At 71.3% G+C, this 12,733-nt stretch carries 13 protein-coding genes; 4 read left to right on the top strand and 9 right to left on the bottom strand.

The window, feature by feature from the left end; genetic code table 11:
* Both H0488_RS16890 and H0488_RS16885 read right to left on the bottom strand, forming a co-directional pair.
* Positions 1-469: 1-phosphofructokinase family hexose kinase (locus H0488_RS16890; protein WP_246372360.1), on the bottom strand; the 469-nt coding region annotated here is incomplete at its 3' end.
* Positions 466-1,233, bottom strand: coding sequence for a DeoR/GlpR family DNA-binding transcription regulator (locus H0488_RS16885; protein ID WP_183100418.1), 768 nt, complete (start codon positions 1,231-1,233; stop codon positions 466-468). The genes H0488_RS16890 and H0488_RS16885, both read right to left, overlap by 4 nt.
* Positions 1,234-1,320: 87 nt before the next feature.
* Between H0488_RS16885 and ptsP the strand changes: the two genes are divergently transcribed.
* Entirely contained in the window at positions 1,321-2,991 is a 1,671-nt protein-coding gene (gene ptsP, locus H0488_RS16880; protein ID WP_183100417.1) for a phosphoenolpyruvate--protein phosphotransferase, read from the top strand.
* Between the two features lie 3 nt (positions 2,992-2,994).
* Here ptsP and H0488_RS16875 read toward each other — a convergent pair whose 3' ends face one another.
* The 3 genes from H0488_RS16875 to H0488_RS16865 are packed head-to-tail and all read right to left on the bottom strand — an operon-like array spanning position 2,995 to position 5,476.
* Complete coding sequence (locus H0488_RS16875) at positions 2,995-3,228, bottom strand: hypothetical protein (protein WP_183100416.1); 234 nt, start codon at positions 3,226-3,228, stop codon at positions 2,995-2,997.
* A 23-nt stretch (positions 3,229-3,251) separates the two neighbouring features.
* Positions 3,252-4,376, bottom strand: a complete 1,125-nt coding sequence (locus tag H0488_RS16870) for a fatty acid desaturase family protein (RefSeq protein ID WP_183100415.1) — start codon at positions 4,374-4,376, stop codon at positions 3,252-3,254.
* An 11-nt stretch (positions 4,377-4,387) separates the two neighbouring features.
* Entirely contained in the window at positions 4,388-5,476 is a 1,089-nt protein-coding gene (locus H0488_RS16865; protein ID WP_183100414.1) for a ferredoxin reductase, read from the bottom strand.
* A gap of 125 nt (positions 5,477-5,601) precedes the next feature.
* Here H0488_RS16865 and H0488_RS16860 point away from each other — a divergent pair, with 125 nt between their 5' ends.
* Entirely contained in the window at positions 5,602-6,243 is a 642-nt protein-coding gene (locus H0488_RS16860; protein ID WP_183100413.1) for a TetR family transcriptional regulator, read from the top strand.
* A 97-nt stretch (positions 6,244-6,340) separates the two neighbouring features.
* Here the strand turns inward: H0488_RS16860 and H0488_RS16855 are convergent, their stop codons facing one another.
* The 4 genes from H0488_RS16855 to H0488_RS16840 form a co-directional block, all read right to left on the bottom strand.
* Positions 6,341-7,852, bottom strand: a complete 1,512-nt coding sequence (locus H0488_RS16855; protein WP_183100412.1) for an MDR family MFS transporter — start codon at positions 7,850-7,852, stop codon at positions 6,341-6,343.
* Between the two features lie 217 nt (positions 7,853-8,069).
* Entirely contained in the window at positions 8,070-9,038 is a 969-nt protein-coding gene (locus H0488_RS16850) for a zinc-binding dehydrogenase (RefSeq protein WP_183100411.1), read from the bottom strand.
* 60 nt (positions 9,039-9,098) lie between these two features.
* Positions 9,099-10,214 carry an NAD(P)-dependent malic enzyme gene (locus tag H0488_RS16845; RefSeq protein ID WP_183100410.1) on the bottom strand — a complete coding sequence of 372 codons (1,116 nt, stop codon included), beginning with the start codon at positions 10,212-10,214 and terminating at the stop codon, positions 9,099-9,101.
* Positions 10,215-10,371: 157 nt separating this feature from the next.
* On the bottom strand, positions 10,372-10,725 hold the full coding sequence (locus tag H0488_RS16840) for a S24 family peptidase (RefSeq protein WP_312856393.1): 354 nt from the start codon (positions 10,723-10,725) through the stop codon (positions 10,372-10,374).
* A gap of 68 nt (positions 10,726-10,793) precedes the next feature.
* Between H0488_RS16840 and sodN the strand changes: the two genes are divergently transcribed.
* Complete coding sequence (gene sodN / locus H0488_RS16835; protein ID WP_183100409.1) at positions 10,794-11,192, top strand: superoxide dismutase, Ni; 399 nt, start codon at positions 10,794-10,796, stop codon at positions 11,190-11,192.
* A 272-nt stretch (positions 11,193-11,464) separates the two neighbouring features.
* Positions 11,465-12,733 (top strand): hypothetical protein (locus H0488_RS16830; protein ID WP_183100408.1); only part of this gene is annotated, 1,269 nt, incomplete at its 3' end.

Below are 12,733 nucleotides of genomic sequence, written 5' to 3'. Positions count from 1 at the left end.
CCCGCAGCGCGGCGGCGAGCCCGGCGTACCAGGTCGCCGGCGCTCCGGGCGGGAGCGAACCGGCCAGCACCACCCACGCGGGCCGCGTCTCCGCGGCGGCGACGAGCACCGTCTCCGCGAGCCGGGCGAGCTGCTCCGGCCCGACGACGGCGCCCGAGGTGTTGATCTTGGTCGTGGTGCCATCGGGCTCGCTGATGGTGAGGTTGATCCGCATCGGCCCCGCCGGCCGCACCGCGCGTACGGCGACGCCGGTGTGCTCGAGCTCGGCGAGGAAGGGGTCGTCGGGGTCGACCGGGAGGACCGCGACCGTGGGCACGCCCGCCGCGACGCAGGCGCGGGAGATGTTGACGCCCTTGCCGCCCGGCTGGAACATCACCGCGTCGGCGCGGTGCACCGCCCCGCGTCGCAGGGCACCGGGCAGCACGACCGTGCGGTCGATGCTGGGGTTCGGGGTGACGGTGAGGATCATGCGACGACGACCTCGACGCCGGCGGCGACCAGCTCCTTGCGCTGGCTGCTCGCGATCTCACCGTCGGTCAGCAGCACGTCGACCTCGTCGACCGCCGCGAAGCTCACCGTCGACTCCAGGCCGATCTTGGTCGAGTCGGTGAGGACGACGGCTCGGCGGCCGGCCGCGACGATCGCCCGCTTGGTGGCGGCCTCGGCCGAGTCGGGGGTCGAGAACCCGTGGCCGACGGTCGCCCCGTTGGTACCGAGGAAGGCCAGGTCCACCCGCAGCTGCGCGAGCGCGGTCACCGTCTCGGGACCGACCGCGGCCTGGGTCGTCGGCCGCACCGTCCCCGGGAGCAGGTGCAGCTCGACCGCGGGGTTCAGCGCGAGCCGCGCTGCGACCGGAACCGAGTGCGTGTAGACGACCAGCCGGCGGTCGCGCGGCAGGGCCTCCGCGAACCGGATCGTCGTGCTGCCCGCGTCGATCGCGATCGAGCCCCCGGCCGGCGGCAGCAGCTCGAGCGCGGCGCGGGCGATCGCCTCCTTCTCGGCGACGCGCGCGGAGTCGCGCTCGGCGAGGCCGTACTCGAGCGAGGTGAGCGCGGTGGCCGGCACCGCTCCCCCGTGCACCCGCCGGACCAGTCCCAGGGACTCGAGGGTCGACAGGTCCCGGCGCACGGTCTCGGTGGTCACGTCGTACTCACTCGCGAGATCGGCGACCGACATCCGACCGCGAGCGGCGACGGCGTGAGCCATGGCCTGCTGCCGCTCCTCTGCGTACACCTTGTGACCTCCGTTACGTTCTTTGTTTGTGTTGTTTTATGCCCGTTCGTGTTGTTTGTCAAGAGGGTGCGCCGTTAAGGTGTGGTCATGGTCACGTCGATCCACGGCACCCCTGTCGTCCCCGGGCTCGCGTTCGGTCCCGTCCTCGTCGCGACGTCCGAGGTCTCCCCCGAGGCGGTCGCGAGGTACGGCGACGGCGGTCACGTCGACGCAGCCGCGGCGCTGGCTGCCTACGACGACGCGGTCGCCCTGGTCGCCGACGGCTTCCGCGCGAAGGCAGCGGTCACCACGGGCGCGACCGCGGAGGTGCTGACGGCGAGCGCCGGCCTCGCGACCGACCGGGGCCTCCGGGCCGCGGTCCGCAAGAACCTGAACGCCGGCCAGCCGCTGCTGCCGTCGGTCGAAGCCGCCGTCGAGCAGTTCGTGACGGTCTTCGCCGGGATGGGCGGGTTGATGGCCGAGCGGGTGACCGACCTGCGTGACATCCACGGCCGCGTGGTGGCGCGGCTGGTCGGCGAGCCCGAGCCCGGCGTACCGGCCCCCACGTCGCCGTCGATCCTCGTCGCCGCCGACCTGGCGCCCGCCGACACGGCCGGGCTCGACCCGTCATTGGTGATGGCGATCGTGACCGAGCGCGGCGGACCCACCAGCCACACCGCGATCATCGCCCGGCAGCTCGGCATCCCCTGCGTGGTCGGCGCCGCCGGCGCGATCGCGGCGCTCGACGGACGCACCGCTCTCGTCGACGGCCAGACCGGCGCGATCGAGGTCGATCCCGACGAGGCCAAGGCTGCGGACCGGGTGGCCGAGGACCGCTCCGAGCGCGCCGCGCTCGCGTCGTGGTCGGGGCCGGGTGGCACCGCGGACGGCCGTCCGGTCAAGCTGCTGGCCAACGTCGCCGACGCCGCCTCGGCCGGCGCTGCGACGAAGGAGCCGGTCACCGGGATCGGCCTGTTCCGCACCGAGCTGTGCTTCCTCGACCGCGAGACCGAGCCCAGCGTCGAGGAGCAGGCGGCGATCTACACCGCGGTCCTGGAGCCCTTCGCGGGCGAGGGCCGGTACGTCGTCGTCCGCACCCTGGATGCGGGGTCCGACAAGCCGATCGCGTTCGCGACCCATCCCGACGAGGAGAACCCCGCCCTCGGCGTGCGCGGTCTGCGGCTGTCCTTCGCCGACCCCGGGCTCCTCGACCGGCAGCTCGACGCGATCGCCATCGCGGCCGAGCGCACCGGCACCGAGTGCTGGGTGATGGCGCCGATGGTCGCCACCGTGGCGGAAGCCCGCGACTTCGGGGCGGCGGTCCGCAAGCGGGGGCTCAAGCCGGGTGTGATGGTCGAGGTGCCGAGCGCCGCGCTGCTCGCGCACCAGGTGCTCGAGGAGGTCGACTTCCTCTCGATCGGCACCAACGACCTGACCCAGTACACGATGGCCGCCGACCGGATGGCCACCGACCTCGCCCACCTGACCGACCCGTGGCAGCCGGCCGTCCTGCAGCTGGTCGCCATCACCGCTGAGGCCGGACGCCGGGCACGGAAGCCGGTCGGCGTCTGCGGCGAGGCCGCCGCCGACCCGCTCCTGGCCTGCGTCCTCGTCGGGCTCGGCATCACGTCGCTGTCGATGGCGTCGGCAGCCGTGCGCTCCGTGGGAGCGCGCGTGGCCGACGTGACGTTCGCCGTGTGCGAGGAAATGGCACACGCGGCGCTCGCGGCGGTGGATCCTGCCACCGCACGCGAGGCCGCGCGCGCTCTGTTGCCCTAGCCGTCAGCCCTGGTCGTCCGAGGGGTCGACGTGCCGCTCCATGGCCCGCTTCGAGGCGTCGCGGATCTCGAACAGCTCCGTCGCCAGCCCACCGAGCGCTCCGGCGACCTGCTTGACGGCGCCGGTGACGATCGTCGCCACCTCGGAGACCGTGCCGATCGCGGCCTCGGCCCCGGCCTGGACGGCGTCCTTCGAGATCTCGGTCTTGCTCAGGTGGTCCCGACCGTCGGAGTTCATGGCACCAGTCTGACCGTTGTCGGTCACGCCGCCAACACGGTCTCGGTCACAGTCGGCTCGGGCGCGTCCTTGGGCGCCCGGGTCGGCAGCGAGAGCCGGAAGATCTTGCGCGCGACGCTGAACAGCTGCTTGTGCAGCGGGCCCGTGTTGTACCGCAGGCCGTAGCGCTCGCAGATCTCCTGGACCTCGACGGAGAGCTCGGGGTAGCGGCGCGCCGGGATGTCCGGGAACAGGTGGTGCTCGATCTGGTGGCTGAGGTTGCCGCTCATCACGTGCATCAGCTTGCTGCCCGAGATGTTGGCCGACCCGAGCAGCTGGCGGTAGTACCAGCCGCCACGCGACTCGTTCTCGGTCTCCTCGATCGTGAACGTCGCCACCCCGGCCGGGAAGTGGCCGCAGAAGATGATGTTGAAGGTCCAGACGTTGCGGATCAGGTTGGCCACGGCGTTGCCGGCCAGCGTCGATAGGAAGAACGGACCGGTCAGCAGCGGGAAGACGATGTAGTCCTTGGCGACCTGCTTGCGCATCTTGCGCCAGATCCGCCCGCCGATCTCGCGGTTCTCGGCCCAGGTACGACGTCCGGCGACGAGCTCCTCGGTCTCGAGGTCGTGGAGAGCCACGCCCCACTCGAAGAACGTCATCAGCAAGAAGGCGTAGAGCGGGTTGCCCAGGTAGTACGGGCGCCACTCCTGGTCCTCGTCCATCCGGAGGATGCCGTAGCCCACGTCCCGGTCCTTGCCCAGGATGTTGGTGTAGGTGTGGTGCATGTAGTTGTGGCCGTACTTCCAGTTCTCACTGGGGGCCATCGTGTCCCACTCGAACATCCGCGAGTTGAGGCCGGGGTCGCCCATCCAGTCGTACTGGCCGTGCATCACGTTGTGGCCGATCTCCATGTTGTCGAGGATCTTCGACACGGAGAGCGAGGCGACCGCGGCGGGCCACAGCGGCGGGACGTAGAACATCACTCGGCCGGCGACCTCGAAGGCACGCTGGTACTTCACGACCTTGCGGATGTACGACGCGTCCGCCTCGCCGAGGTCGGCGACGACCCGCTGGCGGATGGCGTCCATCTCCTCGCCGAACTGCTCCAGCTGCTCGGCGGTGAGGGTGTACTTCGAGCTGAGTGGCTTCTCGGTGGTGACAGTCATGTCAGGTCCTTTCACAGGTCCACCGCGCAGTCGCCCTCGGGCGAGCTGACGCAGATGCGGATGTCTTCGTCGGGCAGGGAGGAGGTCTCGCCGGTCAGCACGTTGCGGACCGTGCCCTCCTTCTTGGTGGCGGTGCAGGAGAAGCAGATGCCCATCCGGCAGCCGAAGGCCGGCGTGAGTCCCGCGGCCTCCGCCTGCTCGAGCAGGGTGGCGCCGGAGTTGGCGGCGGTGGCGCCGGAGCGGGTGAAGGCGATGTCGCCCTCGGCCGACCCGTTGCTGACCGCCGGCGGCTTGAAGTACTCCACGCGGAGCGCCTCCGAGCCGTCGTACGACGCCTGCACGGCGTTGATCAGCGGGGCCGGGCCGCAGGCCCAGGTGGGCACGTCGCGGTAGCCGGGCACCAGGCGCTCGAGGTACGCCGGCGACAGGGCCGGGTCTCCGAGCTCGGGGTGCAGCAGGTGCACGTCGATGCCGTAGCCGGAGCGACGGGTCTCCTCCAGCTCGGCCGCGAAGATCTGGTGGTCCGGGCTCTGCGCGTAGTGCAGGAAGGTGATCCGGCCACGGTGGGTACGGCGCTGCAGGGAGCGCAGCATCGACATCACCGGGGTGATCCCGGAGCCACCGGAGATGAACAGGATGTGGTCCGGCACGTGGTCGGGAAGCACGAACTCGCCCTGCGCCTGGGACAGGTGCACCATCGTGCCGACCTTCGCCCGCTCGACGAGGTAGCGCGAGACCACCCCGTCCGGGTTGGCGCGCAACGTGATGGTGAACCGGTCCCCCGCCTTCGAGTCGGGGCTGGAGACGGTGAAGACGCGCGTCGTACGACGGGCGCCGTCGACCTCGACGCCCAGCTGGACGTGCTGGCCGGCGCGGTGGCCCTGCCAGGTCGAGGTCGGCTGCAGGGTGATGGTGGCGACGGGCGGGTGACCGGCGACATCGACCTCGCGGCGGATGTCGACGATCCGGGCGCGGACCTCGCTCGCGGCCCACATGGGGTTGACCAGCTCCAGGTAGCGGTCCACCCCGTGCGGACTGGCCAGGGAGGCGGCGAGACGGGAGCGCAGGACCCGGCCGGTCGCGTTGGCGACGATGCTCATGGGATTCCTCCGGGAAGTTTCGGTGTACGTCTGTACACCGAGAACCTTGCCCGTTCCACGAGCGTGCACGCAAGCACCGCGCCACGTGAGGGTGCACACATGTTCACTCACGATAGGCTGGGTAGGTGACTGAGACACGCGTCGAGCGCAAGGAGCGCACCCGCCGGGCGATCCTCGACGCGGCGCTCGAGCTGTGCGAGGGCCAGCCGCTGGCGGCGCTGTCGCTGCGCCAGGTCGCCAAGCAGGTCGGCATCGTCCCGACCGCGTTCTACCGCCACTTCGAGTCGATCGACCAGCTCGGACTCGCGCTGGTCGACGAGTCGTTCTCGTCGCTGCGCAGCCTGCTCAAGGCCGCCCGCACGTTCGACTCACCCCCGGCCAATGACCGCGCGCTCTTCCTCGCCGTGGTCGACAACTCCGTCAAGGCGCTGGTGACCCACGTGCCGAAGGCCGACCGTCACTACCGGTTCATCGCCCGCGAGCGGCTCGCGGGCTCGGCGACGGTCCGCGAGGCGGTCCGGCACCAGCTCGAGCTGATCGAGCGCGAGCTGGCCACCGACATCGCCCGGGTCCCCGGGGCTGGCCGCTGGTCGGGCGACGACCTGCTGATCCTCGCCAACCTGCTGGTCAACGCGATGCTGTCCCACGCCGAGGAGCTCGCGCTCGCGGGCGGCCGGGCCGACGTCGTACGCCGGGTCGAGAGCACAGCGCGCCGTCAGCTCCACATGGTGCTGATCGGCGCGTTGAGCTGGGACTCGTCCCGCTGACGTCGACCCGGCTCGAACTCCTGCCCCGCTGACGTCGACCCGTCGCCAAGTTGGCGACGGGTCGACGCGGCTTGATCGCGAGTTCGAGCCGGGTGGGTCAGTGGCCGGGCGCGCCCTCCGGCGCGTCGACCTTCGACGGCAGCAGGAGCGACAGCGCGATCACGACCAGCCCGATGATCGCGCCGACAGCGAGTGCCCACTGGAGGCCGCCCAGGAGCGCGTCCGCCTTGGTCGCCCCGGAATCAAGGAGGTCGTCGGAGCGGACGTCCATCACCACGACCAGCGTGGCCGTTCCGATGGCGCCGGCCACCTGCTGAAGGGTCCCGAGCAGCGAGCTGCCGTGCGAGTAGAGCGTCGGCGGGAGGTCGCCCAGCCCGATGGTGAACACCGGGGTGAAGATGGCGGCCAGGCAGCCCATCAGCACCACGTGAAGCCCCAGGATGAGGACGTACGGCGTGTCGGCGCCGATCCGGCTCAGGGCGGCGAGCGCCAGGACCATGCCGATCGAACCGGGGATGACGAGCACCCGGGAGCCGAACCGGTCGTAGACCTTGCCGACCTGGGGGCCCAGCAAGCCCATCGCGATGCCACCCGGCATCACCAGCAACCCGGTCTGCAGCTCCGAGAGCCCGCGGACGTTCTGCAGGTAGAGCGGCAGCAGGATCATCGAGCCGAGGAAGGCCATGAACGCAGCCGCCATCAGCAGCAGGGACACGGCATAGGTCCGGTGCTTCAGCGTGCGCAGGTCGAGCAGCGGCACGTCGGTGCGCTGCAGGCGCAGCTGGTAGGCCGCGAACGCGCCGACCAGGAGGGCGCCGGCGCCGACGATCAGGACCGGGCCCGTCCAGCTGCCGGCGCCGATCTCGCTGAGGCCGTAGACCAGGGTCGCGAAGCCGGACGCGGCCAGCACGACGCTGAGCCAGCTGACGGAGCTGACCTGCGGCTCTCCGACGTTCTCCAGCTGGCGCATGCCGGCGAGCCCGACACCGGCGGCGATCGGGAGCATGACCACGAAGATCATCCGCCACGAGCCGAGGTCGAGGATCACGCCCGAGATGGCCGGTCCGAGCGCGGGCGCCACGGAGATCGCCAGCGTCACCTGGCCCATCACCCGCCCCCGGTCGCGCTCGGCGACGACGGTCATCAGCGTCGTCATCAGCAGCGGCATCATCACCGCAGTGCCGACGGCCTGCACGACGCGGCCCGCGAGCAGCACCTCGTAGAGGGGCGCGGCCGCCGCCAACGCGGTGCCGGCGAAGAACGTCGACATCGCGACGGCGTAGGCCGTGCGGGTCGTCACCCGCTGCAGGAACCAGCCGGTCAGCGGGATCACCGCGGCCATCGTCAGCATGAACACCGTCGAGAGCCACTGGGCAGCCCGGTAGTCGATGTCGAAGTCGACCATCAGTCGCGGGATCGCGTTGATCATGGTCGTCTCGTTGAGGATCACCACGAACGTGGCCGCCACGAGCAGCTTGATCACCAGCGGCGTCTTGCCCGGGGTCGCGGCGAACTCCTGCTCGAACTCGGCCACCTCGGCGTCGAGCGGGGCGGGGCACTCCTCCGGGGTGAGGCCTCCGGCCCCTGTGGGCGCTGTGGGCGCAGTCATCTCTGGTCCTGTCGTCGTCGTCGGGGGTGCGGGAGCCAGCTCGGCGCCAGGCCCGCCGTTCATGGAGTCCACGAACGGGCGATGCCTATTTCGACATGGGGGCGCGATGTTTTTCATCGCTGGGGCCGCAACGCGTTGGCAGGCTCCATGCTTCCCGAAGCCACCGACAGTGCGCCAAGCATTTCTTGCTCAGCCGCCCGCGGCGGCCGAGCAGGGCTCAGCGGGTGAAGACGATCTTCCCGAAGACGTCACCGCTCGCGAGGGCGGCGAAGCCGTCGCGCGCCTCCTCCATCGGCAGCGTGCGATCCAGCAGCGGACGGACGCCGGTCGCGTCGAGCATGGTGACCAGGGCGGCCAGCTCGGCACGGGTGCCCATGGTCGACCCGATCACGCTGAGCTGGAGGAAGAAGATGTGGGTCAGCATCGCGTCGTCGAGCTTCGGGCCGGACGTCGTACCGGAGATGACCAGCTTGCCGCCGGGTCGCAGTGCGCGGATGGAGTGCTGCCAGGTCGCCCGCCCGACGGTCTCCATGACGGCATCGACCTTGACCGGGAGCCGCGCGCCCGACTCGAACACCTCGTGGGCGCCGAGCTCGAGGGCCTTGGCCCGCTTGGCCTCGTCGCGGCTGGTCGCGAGCACCCGCAGGCCCCCGGCGCGCGCGAGCGCGATCAACGCGGTGGCCACGCCACCTCCGGCGCCCTGCACGAGCACGGTGTCGCCGGCCTTGAGACCGCCCTGCGTGAAGAGCATCCGGTAGGCGGTCAGCCAGGCGGTCGGGAGGCACGCGGCCTCCTCGAACGAGAGCGAGGCCGGCTTGGGGACGACGTTGCGCCGGGGTACGACGACCCGCTCGGCGAACGTGCCCTGGTAGCGCTCGGACAGCAGCGACCGTCGCGGGTCGAGGGTCTCGTCGCCGGTCCAGTCAGGGCTGCTGACGACGGCGTGCACGACGACCTCGTTGCCGTCCTCGTCGTAGCCGGCCGCGTCGCAGCCGAGGATCATCGGCAGCGCGTCCTCCTTGAGCCCCACGCCGCGCAGCGACCACAGGTCGTGGTGGTTCAGCGAGGCCGCCTTGACGGTGACCGTCGTCCAGCCGTCGGGAGCCTCGGGCTCCGGTCGCTCGCCGAGCACGAGGCCGGAGAGCGGGTCGTCGGTGCTGAAGGACTGCGCGGTGACGGCGAACATGCGACGAACGCTATCGGGGTCCCGAGGCTCGCTCCGCTCGCACCTCACCCAGCGGATGGGTCAGAGCCGCGCGACGCCGTCGCGGCGAGCCGCGGCGGCGACGGCTGCGGCCACAGCCGGGCCGACCCGAGGGTCGAACGGCGAGGGGATCACCAGCTCCTCGCTGATCGCGTCGCCGACCAGCTCGGCGAGCGCGTGCGCGGCAGCGACCTTCATGCCCTCGGTGATCGCAGAGGCGTGCACGTCGAAGGCGCCGCGGAAGATCCCGGGGAACGCGAGCACGTTGTTGATCTGGTTGGGGAAGTCCGACCGACCGGTGGCCACGACCCGCGCGTGGCGGTGGGCGACGTCCGGGTGCACCTCGGGGTTGGGGTTGGCCATGGCGAAGATGATCGCGTCGGGGGCCATCGTCGCCACGACCTCCTCCGGCACCGTGCCACCGGACACGCCGATGTAGACATCGGCACCCGCGAAGGCGTCGGCCAGGGTGCCGCTGCGACCCGTGCGGTCGGCCGTCAGCTCGGCGAGCGCCTTCTTCGACGGCGTCAGGTCGTGTCGGTCGGAGCTCACCACGCCCTTGCGGTCGGTCACGACCAGGTCCTTGATGCCGGCCTCGAGCAGGATCTTGGCGATCGCGACGCCGGCGGCGCCCGCGCCGGAGATGACGACCCGGGTCGACTCGGCGTTGCGGTGGGTGAGCTTGAGCGCGTTGGTGAGCGCGGCCAGCGTGACCACGGCGGTGCCGTGCTGGTCGTCGTGGAAGACCGGGATGTCGAGCCGCTCCTTGAGCCGGTCCTCGATCTCGAAGCAGCGCGGCGCCGAGATGTCCTCGAGGTTGATGCCGCCGAAGCTCGGCGCGAGCCGGACGACGGTCTCGATGATCTCGTCGACGTCGGTGGTGGCCAGGCAGATCGGTACGCCGTCGACCCCACCGAACTGCTTGAAGAGCACGGCCTTGCCCTCCATCACCGGCATCGCGGCGGCCGGGCCGATGTCACCGAGGCCGAGCACTGCCGTGCCGTCGGTGACGATCGCGACGGTGTTGGGGACCCAGGTGTAGTGACGGGTCAGCTCCGGGTCGGCTGCGATCGCCTCGCACACCTCGGCCACGCCGGGCGTGTAGGCCAGCGAGAGGTCGTCCTTGTTGCTCAGGCCGACGGTCGCGAGGATCTCCATCTTCCCGCCACGGTGGAGGTCGAAAACAGGCTCACCTGCGCGCGGGTGGGGAGGGGGGACGTCGGCGGCCACAAGTGACGATTCTTCCACAGTGACGGCGGGTTCCGGTCAGATGTACCGCAGACGGGCGCGCACGGTGATCGGCCTCACAGCGGCGTCAGAGCCGACGTGGCCGCGGCCACCACCGCGCGAGCGCGACGCCGAGCACGTCCTCGGCCGGCACGGCGCCCCGGTGCCGGGAGTCCACGCCGTCCGCCGGGTTGTCGGAGAGGAGCCACCAGCCGTCTGCCCGCTCCTCCACCGCCCGCTTCACGGCGACGGTGCCGTCCGCGAACCGCGCCACGACCACCTGCCCCGGGCGTGGCCTCGCGCCGTGACGCAGCAGCAGCCGGTCGCCGGGGGCCAGGGTCGGTCGCATCGAGTCGCCGCGCACCACCGCGAGCCCGAGCGGTACGACGAACCGGGGGCGGATCCCGTCCGGCGTACGCCCCTCATTTTCCGACCTCGCCACGACGAGTAGTGTCGCAGTCGGAAGGGAACCCACCTTCCCCCGCCACGTGACCACGAGAGAGGACCCGCATGTTCCTGCGTCTCTTCGCCCCCACCATCGAGGTGTCCGCCCACTGCGACCTGCCCTGCGGCGTCTACGACCCGGCCCAGGCCAGGATCGAGGCGGAGTCGGTCAAGGCCGTGATCCAGAAGGCACTCGACAGCGACGACCCGGACTTCCGCACCCGCGCGATCCTCATCAAGGAGCAGCGCTCGGAGCTGGTCAAGCACCACCTGTGGGTGCTGTGGACCGACTACTTCAAGCCCCCGCACTTCGAGAAGTACCCCCAGCTCCACACCCTGTTCAACGAGGCCACCAAGCTCGCCGGCGCCACCGGCACCAAGGGCACCCTCGACGCCGGCAAGGCCGATGAGCTGCTCGCCAAGATCGACGAGATCGCCACCATCTTCTGGGAGACCAAGAAGTGAGCCCAAGCCCCGAGCTTGCTCGTGGGCTTGCCGGTGCCGGAGCGAGGCGACGGCAGACCAAGAAGGCGTAGCTGCCGCTTCGATCCCGATCAGCGCCGCGCGCACCTCTCGAGGTGCGCGCGGCGCTGTCGCGTCACGGGGTGGGCGGAAATGGCGGAAACGGTCATGCCACCGCCCCAGATGCCGTATCAATGGAGCAGTCCCGACGTCGCGCCCTTGAGGGAGGGCAGGCCGACGCTCGCGGAGTCACCTACTGGGGGGGAGCACCCAACGTGTATCGAGTTGTCTTCAGAACGCTCGTCGGCATCGCCGTGACGCTCGGCCTGGCCGTGGGCATGAGCGGGCCGGTCGGCACCGCACAGGCCGCACCATCGACCGGCGAATCGGTTGCGTCGTCGGCCGCCGCGCCGGACTGCTCGGCCGAGCAGGCCGCGCTGGACGAGGCCAAGGCCGACCGTCGCGTCGTCAAGAAGAAGCTGCGCAAGGCCAAGCGCGCGCTGCGCCAGGCCAAGCGTGCGCTCCGCGCAGCCAAGGCCGACAACCGGACCGCCAAGGTCAGGAAGCTCAAGAAGAAGGTCAAGCGCCTCAAGCGGAAGGTCCGGCGGTTGAGGAACCGCCTCGAGGCCCGGCGCGCGGAGGTGCGGTCGGCGCGGATCGCGCTCGAGACCTGCCTGGCGAGCGAGGAGCCGACGGAGACCCCGGTCCAGACCATCTGCGACGGAGGTGTCCCGCAGGAGGTCTGCGACGCACTCGCCGACCTCGGCGGCGGCACACCCGACGACCTGACGCTCGAGCAGCTCTGCACCGCCGTCCCGGAGACGCAGCCGCTTTGCGACGCCTTCGAGGGCGGCGCTCCGGACCCGGCCACCCTGCTGACCGTCCTGACCGACGTGCTCGACGCCCTCGGCCTCGGCGACCTGCTCGGCGGCGGACTGCCCAGCACCACCCCGGTCCAGGCACTCTGCGACGGAGGTGTGCCGCAGGAGGTCTGCGACGCACTCGCCGGCCTCGGCGGCGGTACTCCCGACGCCCTGACGCTCGAGCAGCTCTGCACCGCGGTCCCCGAGGCGCAGCCGCTCTGCGACGCGTTCGAGGGCGGCGCTCCGGACCCGGCCACCCTGCTGACCGTCCTGACCGGGGTGCTCGACGCCCTCGGCCTCGGCGACCTGCTCGGCGGCGGACTGCCCAGCACCACCCCGGTCCAGGCCCTCTGCGACGGAGGTGTGCCGCAGGAGGTCTGCGACGCACTCGCCGGCCTCGGCGGCGGCACTCCCGACGCCCTGACGCTCGAGCAGCTCTGCACCGCGGTCCCCGAGGCGCAGCCGCTCTGCGACGCCTTCGAGGGCGGCGCTCCGGACCCGGCCACCCTGCTGACCGTCCTGACCGGGGTGCTCGACGCCCTCGGCCTCGGCGACCTGCTCGGCGGCGGACTGCCCAGCACCACCTCGGTCCAGGCCCTCTGCGACGCCGGCGCACCGCAGGAGATCTGCGACGCACTCGCCGGCCTCGGCGGCGGCACTCCCGACGCCCTGACGCTCGAG

Source organism: Nocardioides pelophilus (assembly GCF_014180685.1).
GTDB lineage: Bacteria > Actinomycetota > Actinomycetes > Propionibacteriales > Nocardioidaceae > Nocardioides > Nocardioides pelophilus.
This window is presented reverse-complemented; position numbering and strand designations above follow the sequence as displayed.

Excerpts from the sequence above, each read along its gene's own strand:
- ptsP (WP_183100417.1), top strand. The coding sequence starts at position 1,321 with ATGGTCACGTCGATCCACGGCACCCCTGTCGTCCCCGGGCTCGCGTTC.
- H0488_RS16870 (WP_183100415.1), bottom strand. The coding sequence starts at position 4,376 with ATGACTGTCACCACCGAGAAGCCACTCAGCTCGAAGTACACCCTCACC.
- sodN (WP_183100409.1), top strand. The coding sequence starts at position 10,794 with ATGTTCCTGCGTCTCTTCGCCCCCACCATCGAGGTGTCCGCCCACTGC.
- H0488_RS16875 (WP_183100416.1), bottom strand. The coding sequence starts at position 3,228 with ATGAACTCCGACGGTCGGGACCACCTGAGCAAGACCGAGATCTCGAAG.
- H0488_RS16865 (WP_183100414.1), bottom strand. The coding sequence starts at position 5,476 with ATGAGCATCGTCGCCAACGCGACCGGCCGGGTCCTGCGCTCCCGTCTC.
- H0488_RS16855 (WP_183100412.1), bottom strand. The coding sequence starts at position 7,852 with ATGACTGCGCCCACAGCGCCCACAGGGGCCGGAGGCCTCACCCCGGAG.
- H0488_RS16850 (WP_183100411.1), bottom strand. The coding sequence starts at position 9,038 with ATGTTCGCCGTCACCGCGCAGTCCTTCAGCACCGACGACCCGCTCTCC.
- H0488_RS16845 (WP_183100410.1), bottom strand. The coding sequence starts at position 10,214 with ATGGAGATCCTCGCGACCGTCGGCCTGAGCAACAAGGACGACCTCTCG.